Source organism: Streptomyces longispororuber (genome assembly GCF_024448165.1).
Taxonomy (GTDB): domain Bacteria; phylum Actinomycetota; class Actinomycetes; order Streptomycetales; family Streptomycetaceae; genus Streptomyces; species Streptomyces longispororuber_A.
On sequence record NZ_JAMOLN010000025.1, the window covers coordinates 23530 to 45073 of the forward strand.

Below are 21544 nucleotides of genomic sequence, written 5' to 3' on the forward strand. Positions count from 1 at the left end.
CCCGCTCGGCGCGGGGCGAAAGATTTTTTCGCCGAGGTGTCGATTCCGGGCGGGGCCGTGCGTCGGTGGGTGTAGGAAGCTCACGGACACCGGCACCACACCCGGAGGAACGATGAAGTACATGCTGCTCGTCTGCGCCGACGACACCGTCGAGACCGGTGACACCCCAGAATCACCCGTCGTTCCCATCGAGCAGTGGGTCGAGGAACTGGGCGTCGAACGCCGCGTCCGGCTGCACGGCCACCGGCTGCGGCCCCCGGCCGACGCGGTCACCGTCCGGGTGCGGGACGCTGAAGTGCTGCGCACCGACGGCCCGTTCGCCGAGACCAAGGAGTACATCGCCGGGTTCGACGTCCTGGAGTGCGGGAGCCTGGACGAGGCCGTCGAAGCGGCCGCACGGCACCCGATGGCCGCCGGGGGCGCCATGGAGGTGCGGCCGTTCTGGGACGACGAGGACGCGGAGGCCGAGATCCGGCGGCTCGACGCGGAGCTCACCGCCGCCGGCCAGGACCGTGACGTCGCCCGGGCCATGGCCTGCTACGCGCCGGACGTCGAGGTGTTCCACCCCGTGAGCGGACTGCCGCAGAGCGGGGTCGACGCCCTGCGCAAGGCTGAGGAGCTGTGGATCGCGACGCTGGACGGGCCCGTCGAGCGCGAGGTCCTCGACTTCCACGTCCGCGTCGACGAGAGCATCGCCTTCAGCCACGCCCTCGTCCGGATGCGCGCCCGGCTCGCCGACGGCGGGACGCTGGACAGCACTGCCCGGGTCACCACCGGCTACCGCGCGGCGGGTGACCGGTGGCAGATCGTCCACCAGCACACGTCCGTCCCGCTCGACGTGCCCCTGCCGCCGGACGCGTCGTGAGGTACGTCTTCCTCCTCTGCGCCCCGGACGGCGGCGCGGAAATCGCCCCCGGGACGCCCGCCGGAGTGCGGCTGCGTCCGGCCGACTGCGCCACCACGGTGCGGACGCGCGGCAGTGAAGTCCTCGTCAGCGACGGCCCGTTCACCGCCGGACAGGAGTACGTGGCGGGGTTCGACCTCGTCGAGGCGGCCGACCTCGACGAGGCCCTGGACCTCGCCGCACGGCATCCGGTCGCCGCCGCCGGGGCGGTGGAAGTGCGCCCGGTCCTGGAGCCGGACGAATGAACGGCACGGACGACGTCGAGAAGGCGGTCACGGCCGCCTTCCACGAGGAGTGGGGCCAGGTCGTCGCCACCGTCATCGGGGCGACCGGCGACTGGGACCTCGCCGAGGAGTGCGCCCAGCACGCGTTCACCCGGGCGCTCGACCGGTGGCGGCGCGACGGAGTGCCGCGCCGCCCCGGCGCCTGGCTCACCACGACGGCCCGCAACCGCGCTCTGGACGTGCGGCGCAGGGCGGCCGTCGAGGCGGCGAAGGTGCGCGACGCCGCCGTGCTGGCCCGGCACGAGGACCCGCACGAGGACCCGCACGAACCGGCCGGTGAGGACGAGAGCGGAGTGCCGGACGACCGGCTGCGGCTGCTGTTCACCTGCTGTCATCCCGCCCTGTCCCTGGACGCGCGCGTCGCGCTGACCCTGCGCACGCTCGCCGGGCTGACCACGCCGGAGATCGCCCGCGCCTTCCTCGTGCCCGAGGCGACCATGGCGCAGCGCCTCGTCCGGGCCAAGCGGAAGATCCGCGACGCCGGCATCCCCTACCGCGTCCCGCCGGCGCACCTGCTGCCGGAACGGACGACGGGGGTGCTCGCCGTCGTGTACCTGCTCTTCAACGAGGGCTACGCCGCGGCTTCCGGCACGGACCTGGTGCGCACGGACCTGTGCGCCGAGGCCGTCCGGCTCGCCCGCGTCCTCGCCCGGCTCCTGCCTGACGAGCCCGAAGTGCTGGGCCTGCTCGCCCTGTTGCTGCTGCACGACGCGCGGCGCGGCACCCGGGTGGATGCCATCGGTGACCTGGTGACGCTGGAGGACCAGGACCGTTCGGCGTGGGACCGGGCCGGGATCGACGAGGGCGCCGCGCTCCTGGAGGGCGCGCTGCGCCGGGGCCGCCCCGGGCCGTACCAGATCCAGGCGGCCATCGCCGCCTGCCACACCACGGCGGCCACCGCCGACGCCACGGACTGGGCCGACATCGCGGGCCTGTACGGGGAGTTGGAGCGCCGGGTGCCGTCGGCGACGGTCCGGCTCAACCGCGCGGTGGCGGTCGGCATGGCCGAAGGACCGGACGCGGGCCTCGCCCTGGTCGGGGAACTGGAACGGGAGGGCGCGCTGCCGGACAGTCATCTGCTCCCGGCCACCCACGCCGACCTGCTGCGCCGGGCGGGACGTCCGGCGGAGGCCGCCGCGTGGTACGGGCGGGCCCTGGAGCTGGTCGGCAACGAGGCGGAGCGGCGGTTCCTCACCCGGCGGGCCGAGGAGTGCCGGTCCGCGCACCGGACGGCCGGTCAGCCCTGCTGAGCGTCGAACCCGGCGAACATGTCGAGCAGCGGTTGCGGCGCCCGGTCGTTGAAGATGACCTCCAGGCCGTCGGCGGAGTCCTGCGCCGTCGCCTCGCTGCGGGGGAACAGCACCTCTTCGTACGCGGCCAGCGCTGCCTCGGTGTCACCGGGGTGCGCGGCCAGGCAGCGGCCCAGGTCCGCGCCGTCGATCATCGCGAGGTTGGCGCCCTCACCGGCGAACGGTGACATCAGGTGGGCGGCGTCGCCCAGCAGCGTCACGCCGGGTACGCGGTCCCAGCGGTGGCCGACGGGCAGCGCGTGGATGAGCCGGGGGACGAGAGGTCCGTCCGCGTCGGTGACGAGCCGCCGCAGCTCGGGCGCCCAGTCCGCGAAGTGCTCCAGGAGCGCGGTCTTCGCGGCGTCGGCGTCGGTGAAGTCGAAGCCGTCGAGGTGGTCTTCGGCGACCCGCAGCGCCGTGTACAGGTGCAGGCTGCCGTCGCTCTCCCGGTGACCGAGGAAGCCCTTGTCGTCGCCGAGCGCGAAGAACATGCCGCCGCCCAGCAGACGGGCGCTCTCGGGGTGGCGGGCGTCGGCGTCGAGCAGGTCGATCTCGACGAACGAGATGCCGGTGTACGCGGGCACGGCGTCGGACAGCAGCGGCCTGACCCGCGACCATGCGCCGTCGGCGCCGATCAGCAGGTCCGTGGTGAAGGCGCTGCCGTCGGCCAGCGTGACCTCGTGCCGGCCGGCACCGATCGGCCGGACCGCGGTCGTCTTCGCGTTCCAGCGGATCATCCCGTCGGGCAGGGAGCCGATCAGCAGGTCCCGCAGGTCGCCGCGGTCGATCTCCGGCCGGTCGCCGGTGCCGTCGTCGCCCTCGTCGCGCAGCACCCGGGCCTGCCGGTCCAGGACCCGCAGGGCCTGGCCGCCGCGGTGGACCTTGGCGAGGAACGCGTCGTGCAGGCCCGCCGCGCGCAGCGCGGCCTGGCCGGTGTCGCCGTGGATGTCGAGCATGCCGCCCTGGGCGCGGGCGCCCGCGGAGGCGTCGAGGTCGAAGACGGCGGCATCGATGCCGTTCACGTGCAGGACCCGGGCGAGGGTCAGCCCGCCCAGACCGGCACCGATGACGGCGACGGGATGGTGGGGGAGGGGGCTCACGGGAGTGGTCACGGGAGCGGTCCCGGGTGAGTTCAGGGGCGTGGTGCCGGGTGTGTTCACGGACGTGTTCATGGGAGTGCTTCTTTCGCTGGGGGCGGCCGGCCGGTGGGCCGGGGCCGTCGGTTCAGGTGCGAGGGGTGCCGCCGGTTCCGTTGATCACCGCGCGGAAGGCCCAGGCGAGGCGCTGTTCGGGCGCGCCCGAGTAGAGGTCGTCGCCGAGGGCGGCGATCCGCGGGTGGCGGTCGGCACAGGCGCCGCGCAACGCGGCGATCGCGTCGTCGTGGGCGCGCACGCTGGTGCCGTCGGCCGCGCGGGTGGCGTGCTCGGCGGCGGTGGCCGTCGCCACCTGGAGCAGCACGTCGACGCCCCAGGCCGCCTGCCCGTCGGGCACGCCGCCCTCGTGCAGCAGGGCGAGGATCGTCTCCACCAGGGCCAGGTAGTGCGGCCCGTTCGGACGGACCGCCACCGCGGCGCGGGCGAGCCCGGGGTGCGCGAACAGGACGTGCGTGTACGAGGCGAGGACCTGGACGAGCCGCTCGCGCCAGTCCTCGGCGGGCGGCGTGAGCTCGACGGCGCCGAGCAGCCGCTCCAGCATCGCCGCGTGCAGGTCGTCCGTGTTGGCCACGTACACGTACAGCGAGGCGGGGCCGGTGTCGAGCTCCTGGGCGAGCCGTCGCATGGTGACGCGCTGGAGTCCGTCGCTCTCCATCAGGCGGACCGCCGTGTCGACGATGCCTTCGTGGGAGAGGGCGGGCTTGGCGGGCCGCTCGCGGCGGCTGCGGGGGCGGGGGGCGTTCGAGGTCACCCCACCACCGTAACGAACATGTTCGTAACGAACAAGTTCGTAGCGGGACCGCCGGGCCGACCAAGGTCCGCGCGACTACCGTGAGGCGGCATGAACACCAGGGTCCCGTCGGCCGCCGTCCCCCGCCTCGTCGGAGCCGTGCTCACCGGCGCGGCGGCCGGTGTCGCCGTCGGGATCCCGGTCGACGCGACCCTCGGCGTGCTGGTCGGGATCGCCGTGACGGAGCTCGTCTTCGTGGTGTCGGGCTGGGCGGTCCTGTGGCCGCTGGACGCCGAGGCGACCCGGCGCAACGCGGGCCGCGAGGGCTTCCGGCCCGTCGCCGAGGAACTGGTGGTCGTGGGGGCGGCCCTGTGCGGCCTCGTCGCCATCGTCCTGCTGCTCCTGCGCGGCGGCTCCGACGACACGGGACAGATCGCGGCCGCCACCGCGCTGTGCGGCGTCTTCATGGCGTGGGCCGCGCTGCACCTGATGTACGCGACCCGCTACGCGTCCGTGTACTACGCGTCGGGCGGCGGGATCGACTTCAACTCCGCGCGCCCGCCCGCGTACCGGGACTTCCTCTACTTCAGCTACAACCTCGGCATGACCTACCAGGTCTCCGACACCAGCGTCGCCAGCTCGACGATCCGGTCGATCGTGCTCCGCCACTGCCTGCTGTCCTACGTGTTCGGCACCAGCATCCTGGCGACGGCCATCAACCTGGTGACCGGCCTGGTCACCGGCTGACCCACACCCCGTCGGCGCCGCGCAGCGCGTGCGCGCGCACCGTGGCGCAGCTCTTAGCGATGAGGCGGGACACCTGCATCTGGGAGATGCCGAACCGCTCCGCGATCCGGCTCTGCGTCAGGCCCTCGAAGTAGCTCAGGTACAGGATCGTCCGCTCCCGGCTGGGCAGTTGCTGCAGTCCCTCCCGGGCCGCCTCCCGGTCCGTGACGAGGTCGAAGCCGGGGTCCGTGACGCCGAGCGTGTCGGCGAGGCTGAACCCGTCGGGGCCGCCGGACGTCAGCTGCGCGTCCAGGGACGTGGCGCTGTAGCTGTCCAGGGCAGTCATGCCGTCCCGGACCTCGTCCTTGGTGAGCTCCGCCTGGCGGGCCAGGGCCGGGATGCCCGGTTGCGGGCTGCTGCCCGGCTGGTCGAGGAGCTCGAAGCGGGCCCTGCGGACCTTGGTGCGCAGTTCCTGGATGCGGCGCGGCACCCGCACGTCCCACATGCGGTCGCGGAAGTGCCGGCGCAGTTCGCCCGTGATGGTCGGCACCGCGTAGCTCTCGAAGGCGCCGCGCTCCGGCTCGTAGTGGTTGACGGCCTTGACCAGGCCCATCGCCGCGACCTGCTGGAGGTCCTCGGTGCTCTCGCCCTTGTCACGGAACCGGCGGGCGATCCGGTGCGCCATGGGCAGCCACGCCTCGACGATCTCCTCGGACAGCAGCTCCCGCTCCGGCCCGCCGTCCAGGTGCGCGAAGCGGTCGAAGGCGGCGGCGGTGTCGGGGGCGTCGTGCGGACGTCGATGTGTGCGGGTCGCGCAGGGTGCGGACGTGTGGGCCGGCATCGGAATCGCTCCTCACCGTAGGGGTGACAAGGGATCGCGAGAGCCGGTGGCCGCACTGCCGGACAGCCGTCGGGAGCACTGGGCTCCCGCGAGCGCGCCTCCGGTCCGAAGCACGACATGCTTACGTTCCAGTGTGCGCCGGAACCAGCCGCGCGGCGACCCGAGCCCTGCCGCGCGGCGATCTCGGCACAGGCCCTAGCGGCCGCGGCGCACCTGGGCCGCCTTGCGGGCCTCGGCGAGCTTGCGGGCCTCGCTCGACTTGCGGGAGGACCGGCCGCCGCCCCCGCCGCCGGAGCCGTCCTTCGAGGTTCCCAGGCCGCGGAAGGGGGCGTTCGTGTTCTTGGGCCGGGACGCGCCGGGCGCGCTGTCCAGCGGGGTGCCCGACGGAGCCTTCGCCCCGGTGATCCGGCTCAGTACGGCCTCGCCCGAACGCACCTTGGTGGTCGTCGGCTCGATCCCGGCCTCCGTCGTCACCCGGCTCAGCTCGCGGCGCTGTCCCGACAGGACGAGCGAGACGACCCGGCCGGAACCGCCCGCCCGGGCGGTGCGCCCCGCGCGGTGCAGATAGTCCTTGGGATCGGTGGGCGGGTCGACGTTGACCACCAGGTCGAGGTCGTCGACGTGCAGGCCGCGCGCCGCGACGTTCGTCGCCACCAGGGCGGTGATCTGCCCGTTCTTGAACTGCGCGAGGGTCTTGGTGCGCTGCGGCTGCGACTTGCCGCTGTGCAGCGCCGCCGCGTGGATCCCGTGGGCCCGCAGGTGCCGGGTCAGCTGGTCGACCCCGTGCTTGGTGTCCAGGAACAGCAGGACGCGGCCGTCGCGGGCGGCGATCTCGGTGACGACGGCGTACCGGTCGGGGCCGTGCACGACCAGGACGTGGTGCTCCATGGTCGTGACCGCGCCCGCCGACGGATCGACCTCGTGGACGGCCGGGTCGTGAAGGTACTTGGTCACCAGCTGATCGACGTCGCGGTCCAGGGTGGCCGAGAACAGCATCCGCTGACCGTCCGTGCGCACCTGGTCGAGCGCCTCGGTGACCTGCGGCAGGAAACCCATGTCGCACATCTGGTCGGCCTCGTCGAGCACGGTGATCCGGACGCGGCCGAGGCGGCAGGCCCCGCGGTCGATGAGGTCGTGCAGGCGGCCGGGGGTGGCGACGACGACCTCGGCGCCGTCCCGCAGCGCGGCGGCCTGACGGCCGATCGAGATGCCGCCGACGACCGTGGCCATCCGCAGGCGGAGCGCTTCGGCGTACGGGGTGAGCGCCTCGGTGACCTGCTGGGCCAGCTCGCGCGTGGGCACGAGGACCAGGGCCAGGGGGTGCTTCGGCTCGGCCCGCCGCCCGGCCGTCCGGCTCAGCAGCGCCAGCCCGAAGGCGAGCGTCTTGCCGGAACCGGTCCGCCCGCGCCCCAGCACGTCGCGCCCCGCGAGGGCGCCCGGCAGGGTGGCCGCCTGGATCGGGAAGGGCTCCCGGACACCGAGCTCACCGAGCGTGCGCAGCACCGCCGCGGGCAGGCCCAGGTCGGCGAAGGAGACGGCAGGGGCGTCGTCGGGGCGGTCCGGGTGGTTCATGCAGAGCCTTCCGCAGAGGGACGTACCGAGGAAGGCCCGGCAGAGGAGTGACCGGCCGACGCGTCGCCGGCCGGTGGACCGGCCGGGGGAGTAGCGCGCGGACGTGTACCGCCAACTCTACGTGACGGTCCGGGCCCGGCGGCGCGGAAGGCCGGGCACCCGGCTGCCGTGCGGCCCCCTGGCCCGATTCGCCCGATGGTCGCTACGGTCGTCCTCCGGCGTCCCCACGGCGCGCACCGTGGCCGGACCAGGCGAACGCCCGCGGGGAGTGGTGTCGTGCTTGCTGTCGTCGGATCGCTGTGGGTCGTCGGCGTGATCCTGCTCGCCGGCGCGGTGATCGGGCAGGCCGTGAACCTGGGCGGCGCCGAACTCCCGGCCCTCACCTCGCCGAAGGTGCGCTGGACCGTCGCCGCGATCGGCGCACTCGCGCTGGTGCTGGGCACCCTGCTGTACGTACAGAACCTGTCGTCGACCGGCGGCACCGGCGGTGGCCGGGCCGCCGGGCCGTCGCCGAGCCCCTCGGCCGCACCGGCGACACCCACGGACGACCCGTCCCCGCCGAGCCCCGCACCGGACACGTCGACGCCGGCCCCGACCCCTTCGCGGACACCGTCACCGTCGGTCCCGCCGCCGGATACGTCCCCGGCACCGACGCCCCGCCCCGGGCCCAGCAAGCCGGCCGTGCGGGTGCGATGGCAGGGCTCGCTGCTCCTCTACAGCAACGGGGCGCCCACCGGATGGTGGCTCGACGGCGTGCCACCGGGCCAGGCGGTGATCGGGGATCTCGGGCTGGAGTGCGACTGCCACTCCGGCGAGGTCGTCGCCAACGCCATCGCCCGCTGGGACGGCTCCCGGCCGCCCGACCACCAGCAATGCGCCGACCTGAGCGGTCAGTTGGCGCGGCGGGCGCTGGCCGTGCACGAGGGGACCGTCGCCTGCCTGCGGACCCAGGAAGGGCGCCTCGGCTACGTCACGGTGACCAGCGTGCGGGGCCCGTCCGAGTTCACCGTGGAGGCGACGGTCTGGGACGACTGGTGAGCGGTCCCGCACGGCCGTCGACCGGCGGATGAGATCATGCCGGGGATCGGCAGTCGCGGCGTGACGGAGGCATTCGGATGACCGGCAGCGAGACCCCAGTCCTCAGGCGCGTCGAGGGCCGGGCCGCCCACCTCGTGCTCAACCGGCCCCGCGCGCTGAACGCGATCGACCACGAGATGGTGCGCCTCGTCGACGCGGCGCTGACCGACTGGGAGCACGACGACTCCGTGGAGAGCGTCGTGATCACCGGCGCGGGCGAGCGCGGCCTGTGCGCGGGCGGCGACATCCGGGCCGTGCACGACGACGCCCGGGACGGCGACGGCAGTGCGTCGGCCGCGTTCTGGCGCGACGAGTACCACCTCAACGCCCGGATCGCCCGCTACCCCAAGCCGTACGTCGCGATCATGGACGGCATCGTGATGGGCGGCGGCGTGGGGATCTCCGCGCACGGCTCCGTGCGGGTCGTCACCGAGCGGTCCCGGATCGCCATGCCGGAGACGGGCATCGGGTTCGTCCCGGACGTCGGCGGCACCTGGCTGCTCGCCCACGCGCCCGGCGAGCTGGGCACGTACCTGGCGCTCACCGGTGCGTCGATCGGCGCGGGCGACGCCCTGCTGTGCGGTCTGGCCGACCACTATCTGCCCGCGTCAGACGTTCCGGGCCTCCTCGACGCGCTGGCCACGAGCCCGGTCCGGGACGCGCTCAGCGCCCGTGAACAGGCGGCGCCGGACGGCGAGTTGGCCGCCATGAGGCCGTGGATCGACGCGTGCTTCGCCGCCGACACCGTGGAGGAGATCGTCGCCCGGCTGCTCGACCGCGGCGACACCGAGGCGAAGGAGGCTGCCGAACTGCTCCTGAGCCGCTCGCCCCTCGCCCTGAAGGTCACCCTCGCCGCGATGCGCTCGGCCCGTGGCCTCACGCTGGAGGAGGCACTCGACCAGGAGTACCGGGTGTCCTGCGTGGCCGTGGGCAACCCGGACCTGGTGGAAGGCGTGCGGGCACAGATCATCGACAAGGACCGCAGGCCCCGCTGGCAGCCCGCCCACCTCGCCGAGGTCACGGACGCCGACGTGCGCCGCCACTTCGTGTCCCTCGGCGAGCGGGAACTCGGCCTCGCCTGAACTCGGTCTGGCCCGAACCGTGTTGGTGCCCGGGTCAGCGCAGCATGCCGTACAGCGCCCAGCCCACGAGGAAGAGCAGCACGGCACCGGTGACGATCAGCGTGCCGGTTCCGGTGTGCAGGGAACGCTCCTGGTCGGCACGCTTCTCCTGGATGAACGCCTTGGCGTCCGCCTCCGTGCGGGTACGGACCCACTGACCGTTCTGTCCGGCTTGGAACACCGTGCACCTCCCGTGTCAACTGCCCCGCGCCTTACCGATGGTGGCGGGATCAAACCCCACCGGCGCCGTGCGGACGTGCGAACCGGCGGCGCTGCGGGATCATGGAGGGCATGCCGGACGCAGCGCTGACCATCGAGCCCTTCTCCTCGTCGGCGGACCCCGCCGCCCTGGCCGACCTGCGGGCGCGGCTGCGCGCGACGCGCTGGCCCGACGCGCCCGAGGACGCCGGCTGGTCCCTCGGTACCGACCTGGACGAGCTCCGTGCGCTCGTCGCCCACTGGGCGGACGGGTTCGACTGGCGGGCACAGGAGGCGGAGCTGGCCCGGCTGCCCCGGTACCGCGCCCGGCTCGGCGGACTCGGCATCCACTTCGTGCACGCCCGGGCCGCCGCGTCGGCAGGACCCGCGCTGCCGCTGGTGCTGTGCCACGGCTGGCCGGACTCCTTCTGGCGCTACCAGAAGGTGGTCCCGCTGCTCACGGACCCGGCCGCGCACGGCGCCGACCCGGCCGACGCGTTCGACGTGGTCGTCCCCGACATGCCGGGCTACGGCTACTCGGACCGGCCCGCCGGCGCCCCGCTCGCCTCACCCGCCGTGGCCGGACTGTGGGCAGAGCTCATGGCCGGGCTCGGGTACCCGCGGTTCGGCGCGGCGGGCGGCGACATCGGCAGTCACGTCAGCCGCTATCTCGCCCTCGACCACCCCGACCGGGTCGTGGCCGTGCACCGGATGGACGGCGGCCTGCCCGTGTTCACCGGTGACCGGGCCGAGCTGACGGCCGAGGAGCGGGCCTGGTTCGACGAGGTCGGCGCGTGGGGTGCCGCCGAGGGCGCGTACGGCGCGATCCACCGGACGAAACCGCAGACCGCCGCGTTCGGGCTCACCGACTCGCCGGCCGGGCTCGCCGCGTGGATCGTCGAGAAGATGCGCGCGTGGAGCGACTGCGACGGCGACATCGGGCGCAGCTTCACCAAGGACGAGATCCTCACGAACGTCACCCTGTACTGGCTGACCGGCACCATCGGCTCGTCGATGCGCATGTACCACGCGAACGGCGCCCTCCCGGTCGAGCAGCTCACGCGTCGCGTCGACGTCCCGTCCGGCTTCTCGCTGTTCCACGGCGACATCCTCCGCCCGCCGCGGGCCTGGCTGGAGCGCATGACGAACGTGGTCCGCGTGACGGAGCCCCCGCGGGGCGGCCACTTCGCCCCGTTCGAGGAACCCGAGCTGTACGCGCAGGAGGTGCGGGACTTCTTCCGCCCCTACCGGACGGCCCGGTGAGGCGGAGGGGGCGCGCCCACGCCGTCGTGGGCGCGCCCTGAGCTCCGGGGCTCAACTCAGCGGTTCCACCCGGATGTTGCGGAACCGCACCTTGTTGCCGTGGTCCTGCAGCCGGATCGCCCCGGCCGCCGGGCTCTCCGGCGCGCCCGCGCCGGTCGGCCCGTCGATCGCGACGTCGTCGTGGACCTTCGTGCCGTTCCACACCACGGTCACCCGCGCGTCGGCGGTCTTCTTGCCGTCGGCGTCGAAGCGCGCCGCCCGGAACGTGATGTCGTACGTCTGCCAACTCTCCGGCGCCGTCGCCGCGTTGATGTCCGGCGCCTTCTTCAGATAGATCGCCCCCGCCTCGTTGTTGTCGAGCGTGGTGTCACCGAACGAGTCGAGGATCTGGATCTCGTACCGCTCCTGGAGGTAGACGCCGCTGTTGCCCCGGTTCTGTCCGGTCACGTCGTCCGGCAGCTGCGGCACCCGGAACTCCACGTGCAGCTTGAAGTCCTCGTAGGCATCCTTGGTGCGGATGTCGCCGCAGCACACCTCCATCGACTTCTCGTCGGTCAGCGGCCATTCGACCTTCCGGCCGTCGGTGTGCTGCCACTGCGCCTGGGAGGCGGCCGTGCCGTCGAAGAGACCGACCGGGTCGCCGTGCGGGCGCACGGTGATCAGGTCGAGGTTGACGTGGCCGGTGTCGCCCGGGTCGAAGCGGTAGGCGACGGTGTTGCGGCCCGCCTTGAGGGTGACGCGCTCGGTCCGGGTCGACCAGGCGTCCCAGGTGCCCGTCGAGGCGAGGGTCGTCTGCCGGAGCTTGGCGCCGTTGGCGTACAGGGAGAGGGACTTGGTGCCCTGGAAGGGGTTCGGGCCGTTCGAGTAGCGGAGGTTCACGTCGTACTCGCCCGCCTTGGGGACGGTCACGTCGAACGTCGTGGCGACCTTGCCCTCGGTGTTGTAGCTGTCGACGAAGCCGCTGCCGGAGTAGCCGGGGTGATCGGTGTTGATGCCGGCCGTTCCGGTCAGGCGTGCCTCCTCCGCCTCGTAGAGGGTGGCGGGCGGCGGCTGCTCGCCGGGCAGCGCGTTGAGGGTGTACCAGGCCTCGGTGCTGAACAGCGGTTCACCGGAGTCGGACGCGAAGGGGCGCGGGGAGCGGACGTGCACGACCCGGCCGGGCTTGAGGCCGTCCAGGCGCAGCCGGACCGTGCGGCCGTCGTCGGCGAGCGTGGCCGACCGGACCGCGAGCCGCTCCTCGGCGATCTTCGGGCCGCCGTAGTCGGACGTCGGGGTGTAGCGCCACTGCTCGGCCTGGTAGCGCTTGGCCAGTTCCTCGGCCGTGGCCTGCGACAGCGGCTGGGTGTACTCCAGGTCGAAGCCGCCGGGGACGGCCCGCATCTCCTTGACGTCGAAGGTGTTGCCGCCGTTCGGTGCCAGTTTCTGCAGGCCGAACTTGAGCTTCCCTTCCTGGCCCCAGTTGCCGTCGGCGCCGAGCCCGCCTGCGTAGATCGCGCCGTCGGGACCCATCGTGATCCGGTTGACTCCGGCCTCCAGGCCCTGCGTGTACCGGAACACGGCGCCCTGGTACTGGCCCTTCACCTTCTCCAGGTAGCCGCGCTGCAGTCCGCCGTAGGTGACGTCGCCGAAGAGCATCTGCCCGGCGAACCGGCCTTTGGTCAAGTACAGCGGTGTGCTGGGGGAGTTGGCGATCTCGTTCTGCGGCAGCCACAGCACCGGCTGGGTGACGGGCTTGTCGTCGAACGGGCCGGACGGTTCGGTGTAGTGGTTGAAGAAGCGGTCCTGTCTGATCTGGACGAGCTTCGACGCGGGCAGCCAGCCGCCCTGGTTGTCGGTGGTGAAGATGTCGCCGCCGGGGCCCCAGCCGATCCCGTTCGGGGTGCGCAGACCGCCCGCGACCGCGTGGATCTTCCCGGTCTTCCGGTTGACCTTGTACGTGGTGCCGCGGCCGGGCGCGGGCTGCGGAGTGGTGGTGGCGCCGCCGTAGTTGATGGCGACGGACAGGTTCACGTAGAAGAAGCCGTCGCGGTAGAGCAGGCCGAAGGCGAACTCGTGGAAGTTCTTGCCGTACGGCCAGGTGGCGACGGTGCGGTACTCGTCGGTGACGGAGTCCTTGTCCGTGTCGACGAGCTGGGTCAGCTCGTGCTTCTGCGACACGTACAGCGAACCGTCGACGTACTTGATGCCCATCGGCTCGCGCAGCCCGCTCGCGACCTTCTGCACCGTCACCTTGTCCCGGCTGGTCGTGCCGGTGACGTGGTCGAGGAGGTACACCTCGCCCTTGGTGGTCTCGGAGCCGCCCCACGTGCTGATGGCGAGCCGTCCGTCGGGCAGCCAGTCCATGCCGGTGACCTGCGGTTCGAAGCCGTCCGGGCGCAGATCGGTGAGGTCGAGGTCCGGGCGGACGTCGGTCAGCGGCAGTCCGTCGCCGGGGCTGTCCGCGCCCGACTCGCACTCCTTGCGTCCGGGCGCGGTCACCCGGACGACGCCGGCGTCGGTGCTCAGCGCCTCGCGTGGGACGACGGTGAAGGCGTCGGCGCCCGGCGGCTGCCAGGCCAGCGTGAGCTGCTGTCCGCCGCCCCGCTCGAAGTAGTCGATGCGGAACGGGTGGGAACCGGCGGTGAGTTGGACGGTTCCGTCCTTGGGCTCGGCGCCGTGCAGGCCGTCGTGGTCGATGACCTGCCTGTCGTCGATGGTGAGCCGTGAGCCGTCGTCGCTGGTGAGGCGGAAGGCGTACGTCCCGTCGCTCGGGATCACCAGGTAACCGGACGCCTCGGCCGAGAAGTTGTCGGCGAAGCCGCCGAAGTCGTCGGTCGTGGACCAGTCGACGGTCGGCATCAGCTTGTCGTGGTTGGGCGTCTGCCCGGGCTTGAGCGTGCACAGCTTGCTGAGCGGGGTCTGCGTGTCGAAGACGCGCAGGGTGACCCCCGGCTCCTGGGGCGGGATGTCGGCCTCGGCGGCGGGGGCCGGTGGCGCGATCCAGACGCCTCCGGCGAGAAATCCTCCGACGAGCAGGGTGGCGAGCCGTCTTCGGGCGTGCGGGAACAGCCGTGGATGCATCGGTCCTCCAGGACGGGACCGGAGGCCGCCGGATCGCACCCCGGTCGAGCGGAACTCCTACGGTTGCGCCGTCACGCTAGGGGACTTCTGCTCAACACGTCCATACTTTGTCATCAATGAGTTCAAAGTCCTGTGACGGAGCGGAAGTCGGTGGTCACCTCACGCACCCGCGGCGCGCAGCAGTGCGGCGATCTCGTCGTGGCCGCGGTCGCGCGCATGGGCGAGCGGGGTGACGCCCTCGCCGTCCGCCAGCGACGGGTCCGCGCCGGCGTGCAGGAGCAGTTCGACGACCCGCTGGTGGTCCGTGCCGCCGTCGCCGAGGATGATCGCCTCCAACAGGGCGGTCCAGCCGAGGTCGTTGACGTGGTCGACGTCGATGTCGGTGCCGCGCAGCACCTCGCGCACATAGTCGGCGTGGCCGTGCTCGCCCGCCGGGATCAGGGACGTACCGCCGAAGCGGTTCTCCAGCGTGTAGTCCGGGTGGGCGGGGATCAGGGCGCGCGCCATCGCGGCGCTGCCGGTCACCCCCGTCACCAGCCAGGCACTGTCCTGCCTCTCGTCCTGTGCGTCCGGGTCGGCGCCCGCCTCGACCAGGACCTTCGCGGCCGCCACGTGGTCGCCGAGGGAGGCGAGCAGCAGCGGGGTGCGGCCGGTGTCGTCACGGGCCTCCAGGTCCGCGCCCGCCTCGACGGCCGTGCGGACCCCCTGGGCGTCACCGCGCCCGGCGGCGCGCAGCAGATCGGCCGAAGCGCCCCGGACGGCGGTCGAGGACGTGCCCGTTGCCCGGCCGTCGTCCGTGGCGGGTGCGCCGCAGGCGGCGACGCACGCGATGAACGCCAGGCCCGTCGCGAGGGCCGCCACCGGTCCCGGGCGCCGGCGCCTCTTTCCGTGCGTGCTGCCGTGCCTGCTGCCGTGCGGCGTCGTCACGTCGTCCTCCTCGTGGCGGGATCTGCGGATACCCCGATCCTGGCCGCGGCGACAGCGACCGGGCACCACCCGTCGGAGCGCGTTCCGCGCATGAACGGGCGACCTCCGGGTCGGCCGATCGGTCGATGCGGGCGGCGCGGCGGACGTGCGGGGTGGCGGGGCGGGTGCGCCCGGCCCGTCCAGGAACCCGGCACCGGACCCCTGGCCGCCCCGTGCCCGGGGTGCGGACCGGCGGACGGCACGGTCCACTGGATCGAGGGCCCGCGGAGCGCGGCGCCCCGGCACACGGCGGCACCGGAGAGGGAAGCCCAGCCATGGAGGACTCTGCGACGCCCGCCGGGCCCGGGCAGGACGGTGTCGCCGCCGTTCGCGCACTGCTCGGCGCGCAGGCGGAGACCGCACGGCGCGCCGCCGTGGTCAGGATCGGCGAGGACGCGGCCCGGGCGGCCGCGGAGGCCGTGCCGTGCGACCGCGTGGAGACCCCCGACTGGGCCGGTCCGCTGGCGGACGCGCACCCGATGCCCGCGGTCGTCTTCGCCCCGGTGCGCGACGACGCGGGCCGGATCGTCGACTTCGTGGACGTCGCGGCGAACACGCCCGCTCGCCGCTACGCACCCCGGCAGGGCAGCCCCGTCGGGCACCTGCTCACCGTCACCCAGCCCACGGCCAGGACGTCGGGCGTCTTCGACACGCTGTGCCGGGCCGTCGAGACGGGGGAGACGATCGCGCCGCAGGACTGGGCGGACACCCTCCTGATCGACGGACACCCGCGCCACGTCGCCGGCCGGCTGACCGCCGCGCCGCACCGCGGCCATGTCCTCGTGATCATCGACATGGACGCCGAGCGCTACCGGCGCATCAGCCGCCGGGCCGAGGAGGACGGCCTCGGCGGCTGGGCCGAATGGGACCTCCCGGCGGCTGCCACGGAGTGGTCGCCCGGCCTCCACCGCATGTTCGACCTGCCCGAGGGGGCGCCGCCGCTCGGCCTCGACGCCCTGGCCGCGTTCGTCGTGCCCGAGGACCTGCCGGGCCTGCACACCGCCCTGGAGTTGCTGCTGCACGAGGGCCGGCCGTGCGACGTCGACGTGCGGGCCGAACTCCCGTCAGGGGAACGGGTTCTGAGGTTCGTCATGGAGGCGGTGCAGGACGAGGACGAGTCCGGCGCGGTGTGGGGCGTGCAGGGCTACATCCGCGACGTCACCCAGGTCCATCAGGTCCGCACCCGCCTCGACGCGGCCCTGCGCGACGCCGACCGCCGGCGCGAACAGGCCCGCGCCGAGGCCCGCGTGACGGCCCGGCTGCGCGAGGCCCTGCTGCCCGCGCACCCGCCCGAGCAGGCCTACAACGGCGTCGTCTCCGCGCTCGCCCACCGCCCCGCCGAACTCGGGGTGCTCGGCGGCGACTGGTACAACGTGCGCCCCCTGCCCGACGGCCGCGTCCTGTACGCGCTCGGCGACGCCGCGGGCCACGGCCTCGACGCGGTCGCCCACATGACGTCGCTGCGCAGCGGACTCGAAGGGCTCGCCTTCACCGAGCATCCGGTGGAGACGCTCGCGGCCTGGCTCAACCGCCTCACCACCGAGACCCACCCCGACCGCACCGCCACCGCCGTGATCTGCCGCTACCACCCCGACCGCCGGCTGCTGCGCTGGGTCAGTGCGGGGCACCCGCCACCGGTCCTGATCCGCGCCGGCCGGGCCCGCCTCCTCGACGTCCCCGAAGGGCTGTTGCTCGGCGTCCTGCCCGACGCCGTCTACCGGGCCGCCGAACTCGACCTGCTGCCCGGCGACACCGTGCTGCTGTACAGCGACGGCCTCGTCGAGCGGCGCGGGTGCGATCTGTCCGACGGCTTCGACGCCCTCCTGAACGCCGCCGAGGAGTACGCGGAACTGCCGTTGCACCTCCTCACGGAGAAGCTCACCGACCGGCTGCTGCCGAGCGCGCCCGAGGACGATGCCAGCCTGCTGGCCCTGCGCAGGTCAGGCCCCTGACGGCGCACCGCCCGCCGTCGTGCCGGCTCGCAGCAGCGCGGCACCGAGCGGGGTCAGCGAGTGCAGCACGGACGAGGCGTGCCGGCGGCTGGTGATCAGGCCGGCGTCCCGCAGCGCCGTGGCGTGCTGACTCGCGGACGACGCGGACACCCCCGCGGCGCGGGCCAGTTCACTGGTGGTGGCACCGAGCGCGACGGCGCGCAGCACGATCGAGCGCGTCCGGCCCAGGAGCGCGGCCAGCGCCGCACCGGAGCCGAGGTCGCCGGGGAGGGTGGTCGGGTGCGGCTCGTGGTTGAGGGCGTAGATCAGCACCGGTTCCAGCGTGTTGTCGCCGAAGGTCACCGGGTTCCCCCAGCAGAAGTACGAGGGCACCAGCAGGATGCCGCGGCCGTTCAGATGCAGGTCCCGGTCCTCCGGGTACACGGTGTGCAGGACCGGCGGCCGCCACCGGAGGGTGGGGCCGAGCCCGTCGAGGACCGCGCCGGCGCCGCCGTCGAGCACGGTGCGGGCGCGGGTGGTCCGCTCGGCCTCGATCCGGGCCTGGATCCGCTCGGTGTGCGGGGCGATGACCGTGTCGTGGTAGCTGCGCAGCGCGGCCACCAACTCCTTGCGCAGCTCCGGCTCAGCGAGGCGCGGCGCCCAGTCGGGGGCGCCGCTGCCGCGGTCCAGCAGGTGCACCTCGTCGAGGATGCGGCGGGGCGGGGTCGCGAGGATCGCCTCGAGTCCGGCGTCGAGCCCCTCGGACGCTTCCGGCGGAGTGAGGAAGTCGGGGAAGTAGGCCGCCCGCGGCATCAGCGGGAGCAGCATCGTGCGCACGATGCGGCCGAAGTCGTCGGAGTTCAGCCGGGACCGGGTGGCACGGAACCAGTCGGCGTACGCCCACCGGCCGTGCCGGCTCTGCAGACGGTGCAGGCTCGCGGAGATCTCCCACAACGGGTCCGGTGCCGCGGCGACGCGGGTGCGCACCAGATCGGCGTCGGTGAAGTGGATCCGGAGCATGCAATTCCCCCTGGTGGCCTGGGCATTTCAAGTATGTCCAAAAGCCCTGGCCGGTAAAGGCCGGGTCAAGAGATGCTCAGCGGGCACACAGGTGCGAGGGCGCGAGCCGCGGTGCGTGGGGGGACGCCGCGGCTCGTCCCTCCTGCGGTGACGCGGCGACGCGGCGGTCGGTGACCGGCCGTGAGCCAATGTGAGAATGGCCGGATGACAGGCGCTGAGGAATTCACCCCCGAGTCGGAGCGGGTCATGCGCACCCTGCGCGACCAGATCATCGACGGGACGCGCGCGCCCGGCAGCAAGCTGGTGGAGCGGGAGCTCGCCGCCGAACTCGGAGTGAGCAGACTGCCCGTCCGGGACGCCCTGCGCGATCTGGTCAACGAGGGCCTGGTGACGCCGCGTCCGCGCACCTGGGCGGTCGTCCGGGAGTTCTCGCCGTCCGACATCTCCGACCTGAGCGAGGTCAGGTCGGCCCTGGAGACGCTCGCGTTCCGGCTCGCGGCGCAGCGCCGCACCCGCGCCGGGCTGACCAGGCTCCGCGCCGACCTCGACGCCGAACTGGCCGCCGCCGCCAAGGGGAACGGCGCGCAGGCGCGCCGGGCGGCCGCCGACTTCCACGAGACGGTCACCGAGCTCGCCGACAACGCGCTGCTCAGCGAGTTGGACACGACTCTGCGCAGCCGGATGCGCTGGCTGCTCGGCCAGCACGACGACTTCGACGCGGTCGCGGAGGAGCACGAGGCGCTGTACCGGGCGATCGAGGAGCGCGACGAGGAGCTCGTCGGCGAGCTGGCGGTCCGTCATCTGGCCACGAGCAGCGCGGAGGCGACCGCGCACCGCAGCAGGGCGGCGGCGCAGGTCTGAACCGTACGCGGCGCGCGGGGCGTCCGGCGCGCCGCGGCCGTCGTACGGGGAAGTGCGGGGGAATCCGGTCGCTCAGACGCCGCGGTAGCGCGGCAGCGCCGGCAGGCGCAGCGCGAGGGTGGCCAGGAAGAGGACGAGGAGCAGCCCGCTCACGAACGTCGTGGTGGCCACCCCCAGGTACTCCGCCGCCACCCCGAGGCCCAGGGACGACAGCGGCATCACGCCGATGGCGAGCTCCTGGACGCCCAACGCCCGCCCCTGGAAGGCCGGTTCGGTGGTCATCAGCAGCAACGTCGTCTGCAGGACGCCGAACGCGGCGCTGAGCACACCGATCCCGGCCATCAGCGCAAACGAGAGCGCGAGCCGCCCCGACATCGCGGACAGCGCGAACAGCGCCCACAGGGCCGCCCACGCCGCGGTCCCGTACACGAACAGCCCGCCCTTGAAGCGGAAGTCACCGAGCGCGGCCATCACCAGGGAGCCCACGAGACCGCCGATTCCGCCACAGGTGAGCAACCAGCCCAGTCCGTCGGCGTCCAGGCCGAGCGACTCCTTGGCGAAGACCGGCATGAACGCCTGGTGGACGGGCCACAGGAAGATGTTCGCCGCGAGCGTCACGGCCAGGACCGCGGCGGCCAGCCGATTGCGCAGCACCGAGCGCAGACCGCCGACGAGCATCGCCACCACCGGCTCGGCGGCGGCCGGTTGTTCCGTGCCGCCCCGTTCGGTGTGGCGCAGTGGCCACAGGGCGAGCAGCGACGCCGCGTACCAGGCGCTGGAGATCCACAGTGCGGCAGGTGCCCCGAAGGCGCTGATCAGGGCGCCGCCGAGAGCCGGTCCCACCACCTGCGTCATGTTCATCGCCATGGCGTTGAGCGCGTTGGCGTTGCTGAGGTTGCGGCGGCCGACCAGGGAGAGGACGAGCGCCGACCGGGCGGGTTGCGAAGGCGACTGGGCGAGGCCGATGGCGAGGCCCCCCAACACCAGGGCCCAGTAGGGCACGTGGGTCAGTGACTCCAGGCCGGACACCGTGGCCGCAGCGGCGAGCGCCCAGCCGCACGCCAGCGTGAGCAAACGTACGCGGTCGTAACGGTCGGACAGCACGCCGGCGAACGGGCCGAGGAGCATCGGCGCGAGCCGCACCGCCGTGAAGACCGCGAGGTGCAGCTCCGAGCGGGTCGTCTCGAAGACGATCCAGCCCAGCACCATCGTCTGGATCCAGGCGCCGCCGAAGAAGAACACGTTGGACACCCACAGGGCGCGGAACCCCGGGTTCTCGCGCAGCGAGGCGAGCGGGCCCGTCCGGCCGGGGGCGGGCGACGGGGGTGCGTCCAGCGGTGTCTGCCGCGGCACGGGCTGCTCCTCTGCTGTGGTGCTCCGGTGGCGCCGCGCCCGGTGCGGATCGCGGCGGGACAGGAGGCGACGGGACGGCGAATGGTATACCGCGTGGGATTCGTCTCCTGCCCGGCGGCCGGTGCCTCACTTGCCGACGAAGACGACCCCGCCCTCGACGTCCGAGCGGATCTCCGTGCCGACCTTGCGCTCCAGCAGGTCGTCGAGCCGGTCCAGCGGGCCGATCAGCGCCCGGCCGCCGGCCTCGGCGACGCGGACCGCGGCCTCGACCTTGGGCTGCATCGAGCCCTCGGCGAACTTCATGGTGGACAGGCCCTCGGGGGAGGCGGTGAGGATGTCGCGCTGCTGGGGCGTGCCCCAGTTCTCGCTGACGAAGTCGCCGTCGGTGAGCATGATCAGCATGTCGGCGCCGAGGTCCGCGGTGAGCGCGGCGCTCGCGGCGTCCTTGTCCACGACGGCCTGCATGCCGATCTGGCGGCCCTTGGAGTCGGTGCGCACGGGGACACCGCCGCCGCCCACGCAGACCACCAGCGTGCCGTTGTCCAGCAAGGTGCTGACCAGCGGCGCCTGCATGATGCGCAGCGGGTGGGGGGACGGCACGACGCGGCGGAAGGCGCCGCCGTCCTTGGCGATCGTCCAGCGGTACTCGGCCGCGGCCTCGGCGGCGTCCTGCGCCGAGTAGGTCGGGCCGATCAGCTTGGTGGGCCGCTCGAAGGCGGGGTCCGACTCGTCGACCTCGGTGGTCGTGACGAGGGCGGCGACCTCGCGCTCGCCCGCCAGGGCGTTGGAGAGCTCCTGCTGGATGACGTAGCCGATCATGCCCTGCGTCTCCGCGCCCAGGATGTCCAGCGGGTAGGCCGCCACGTCCTGGTAGGCGAGGTTCTGCAGCGCCAGCAGGCCGACCTGGGGCCCGTTGCCGTGCGTGATGACGACCTCGTGCTCGCGGGCCAGACCGGCCAGCGCCTGGCAGGCGCCCCGGACGTTGGCGCGCAGGTGGTCGGCGGTCATGGGCTCCCCGCGGCGGGCGAGGGCGTTGCCTCCGAGGGCTACGACGATGCGCATGTGTTGGTCCCTTACTGCTGCTGTTCGGCACTTGTGTTCGAGTACGAGAAGCAGGATGGTATACCAATGTGGGTGATCCGGAAGGGTCACCGTCGAGCGGGCGAGTGCCACGACGGGACAGCGGCGAGGAGG

At 73.3% G+C, this 21544-nt stretch carries 19 protein-coding genes; 9 read left to right on the plus strand and 10 right to left on the minus strand.

What is annotated here, in order from left to right; translation table 11 throughout:
- The first annotated feature begins 112 nt into the window (after positions 1–112).
- From M4J07_RS10035 to M4J07_RS10045, 3 genes are read left to right on the plus strand one after another with little or no spacing between them, the layout of a single operon-like run.
- Positions 113–865, plus strand: coding sequence for a nuclear transport factor 2 family protein (locus M4J07_RS10035; protein WP_255969911.1), 753 nt, complete (start codon positions 113–115; stop codon positions 863–865).
- A complete protein-coding gene (locus M4J07_RS10040) occupies positions 862–1149 on the plus strand; it encodes a YciI family protein (RefSeq protein ID WP_255969914.1) in 288 nt (95 codons plus the stop codon). Before M4J07_RS10035 ends, M4J07_RS10040 begins: the two co-directional genes overlap by 4 nt.
- Positions 1146–2438, plus strand: coding sequence for an RNA polymerase sigma factor (locus M4J07_RS10045; RefSeq protein ID WP_255969917.1), 1293 nt, complete (start codon positions 1146–1148; stop codon positions 2436–2438). Before M4J07_RS10040 ends, M4J07_RS10045 begins: the two co-directional genes overlap by 4 nt.
- Here the strand turns inward: M4J07_RS10045 and M4J07_RS10050 are convergent.
- Together M4J07_RS10050 and M4J07_RS10055 are read right to left on the minus strand one after the other, a co-directional pair.
- The gene (locus tag M4J07_RS10050) at positions 2426–3577 is read right to left on the minus strand and encodes an FAD-dependent oxidoreductase (RefSeq protein WP_255970019.1); all 1152 of its coding nucleotides are present in this window, start codon (positions 3575–3577) and stop codon (positions 2426–2428) included. The genes M4J07_RS10045 and M4J07_RS10050 overlap by 13 nt on opposite strands.
- Before the next feature lie 124 nt (positions 3578–3701).
- Complete coding sequence (locus M4J07_RS10055) at positions 3702–4382, minus strand: TetR/AcrR family transcriptional regulator (RefSeq protein WP_255969920.1); 681 nt, start codon at positions 4380–4382, stop codon at positions 3702–3704.
- 90 nt (positions 4383–4472) lie between these two features.
- On the opposite strand from M4J07_RS10055, the gene M4J07_RS10060 reads away from it, so the two are divergent.
- Positions 4473–5108: a DUF1345 domain-containing protein gene (locus tag M4J07_RS10060; protein ID WP_255969923.1), complete on the plus strand. Its 636-nt coding sequence runs from the start codon at positions 4473–4475 to the stop codon at positions 5106–5108.
- Here M4J07_RS10060 and M4J07_RS10065 read toward each other — a convergent pair.
- Positions 5098–5928, minus strand: a complete 831-nt coding sequence (locus M4J07_RS10065) for a SigB/SigF/SigG family RNA polymerase sigma factor (RefSeq protein ID WP_255969926.1) — start codon at positions 5926–5928, stop codon at positions 5098–5100. The genes M4J07_RS10060 and M4J07_RS10065 overlap by 11 nt on opposite strands.
- 195 nt (positions 5929–6123) lie before the next feature.
- Positions 6124–7500 carry a DEAD/DEAH box helicase gene (locus tag M4J07_RS10070; protein ID WP_255969929.1) on the minus strand — a complete coding sequence of 459 codons (1377 nt, stop codon included), beginning with the start codon at positions 7498–7500 and terminating at the stop codon, positions 6124–6126.
- A gap of 276 nt (positions 7501–7776) precedes the next feature.
- Here M4J07_RS10070 and M4J07_RS10075 point away from each other — a divergent pair, with 276 nt between their 5' ends.
- The gene (locus M4J07_RS10075) at positions 7777–8538 is read left to right on the plus strand and encodes a hypothetical protein (RefSeq protein WP_255969932.1); all 762 of its coding nucleotides are present in this window, start codon (positions 7777–7779) and stop codon (positions 8536–8538) included.
- Positions 8539–8615: 77 nt separating this feature from the next.
- Positions 8616–9659: an enoyl-CoA hydratase/isomerase family protein gene (locus M4J07_RS10080; protein ID WP_255969935.1), complete on the plus strand. Its 1044-nt coding sequence runs from the start codon at positions 8616–8618 to the stop codon at positions 9657–9659.
- 34 nt (positions 9660–9693) lie between these two features.
- Here M4J07_RS10080 and M4J07_RS10085 read toward each other — a convergent pair whose 3' ends face one another.
- Entirely contained in the window at positions 9694–9879 is a 186-nt protein-coding gene (locus M4J07_RS10085) for a hypothetical protein (protein WP_255969938.1), read from the minus strand.
- A 110-nt stretch (positions 9880–9989) separates the two neighbouring features.
- On the opposite strand from M4J07_RS10085, the gene M4J07_RS10090 reads away from it, so the two are divergent.
- The gene (locus M4J07_RS10090) at positions 9990–11159 is read left to right on the plus strand and encodes an epoxide hydrolase family protein (protein WP_255969941.1); all 1170 of its coding nucleotides are present in this window, start codon (positions 9990–9992) and stop codon (positions 11157–11159) included.
- A gap of 51 nt (positions 11160–11210) precedes the next feature.
- On the opposite strand, the gene M4J07_RS10095 is transcribed toward M4J07_RS10090, so the two are convergent.
- Both M4J07_RS10095 and M4J07_RS47865 read right to left on the minus strand, forming a co-directional pair.
- On the minus strand, positions 11211–14219 hold the full coding sequence (locus M4J07_RS10095; RefSeq protein ID WP_255969944.1) for a family 16 glycoside hydrolase: 3009 nt from the start codon (positions 14217–14219) through the stop codon (positions 11211–11213).
- A 159-nt stretch (positions 14220–14378) separates the two neighbouring features.
- Positions 14379–14957 (minus strand): ankyrin repeat domain-containing protein, encoded by a 579-nt coding sequence (locus M4J07_RS47865; protein WP_305127511.1) that lies wholly within the window; start codon positions 14955–14957, stop codon positions 14379–14381.
- Positions 14958–15460: 503 nt separating this feature from the next.
- Here M4J07_RS47865 and M4J07_RS10105 point away from each other — a divergent pair.
- A complete protein-coding gene (locus M4J07_RS10105) occupies positions 15461–17137 on the plus strand; it encodes a PP2C family protein-serine/threonine phosphatase (RefSeq protein ID WP_255969947.1) in 1677 nt (558 codons plus the stop codon).
- Here the strand turns inward: M4J07_RS10105 and M4J07_RS10110 are convergent.
- Complete coding sequence (locus M4J07_RS10110) at positions 17126–18136, minus strand: ArsR family transcriptional regulator (RefSeq protein WP_255969950.1); 1011 nt, start codon at positions 18134–18136, stop codon at positions 17126–17128. The genes M4J07_RS10105 and M4J07_RS10110 overlap by 12 nt on opposite strands.
- Positions 18137–18340: 204 nt before the next feature.
- Here M4J07_RS10110 and M4J07_RS10115 point away from each other — a divergent pair, with 204 nt between their 5' ends.
- Positions 18341–18997 carry a GntR family transcriptional regulator gene (locus M4J07_RS10115; protein ID WP_255969953.1) on the plus strand — a complete coding sequence of 219 codons (657 nt, stop codon included), beginning with the start codon at positions 18341–18343 and terminating at the stop codon, positions 18995–18997.
- 72 nt (positions 18998–19069) lie between these two features.
- On the opposite strand, the gene M4J07_RS10120 is transcribed toward M4J07_RS10115, so the two are convergent.
- Positions 19070–20350: an MFS transporter gene (locus M4J07_RS10120; RefSeq protein ID WP_255969955.1), complete on the minus strand. Its 1281-nt coding sequence runs from the start codon at positions 20348–20350 to the stop codon at positions 19070–19072.
- Between the two features lie 126 nt (positions 20351–20476).
- A complete protein-coding gene (locus M4J07_RS10125) occupies positions 20477–21412 on the minus strand; it encodes a carbamate kinase (RefSeq protein WP_255969958.1) in 936 nt (311 codons plus the stop codon).
- Positions 21413–21544: the final 132 nt, after the last annotated feature.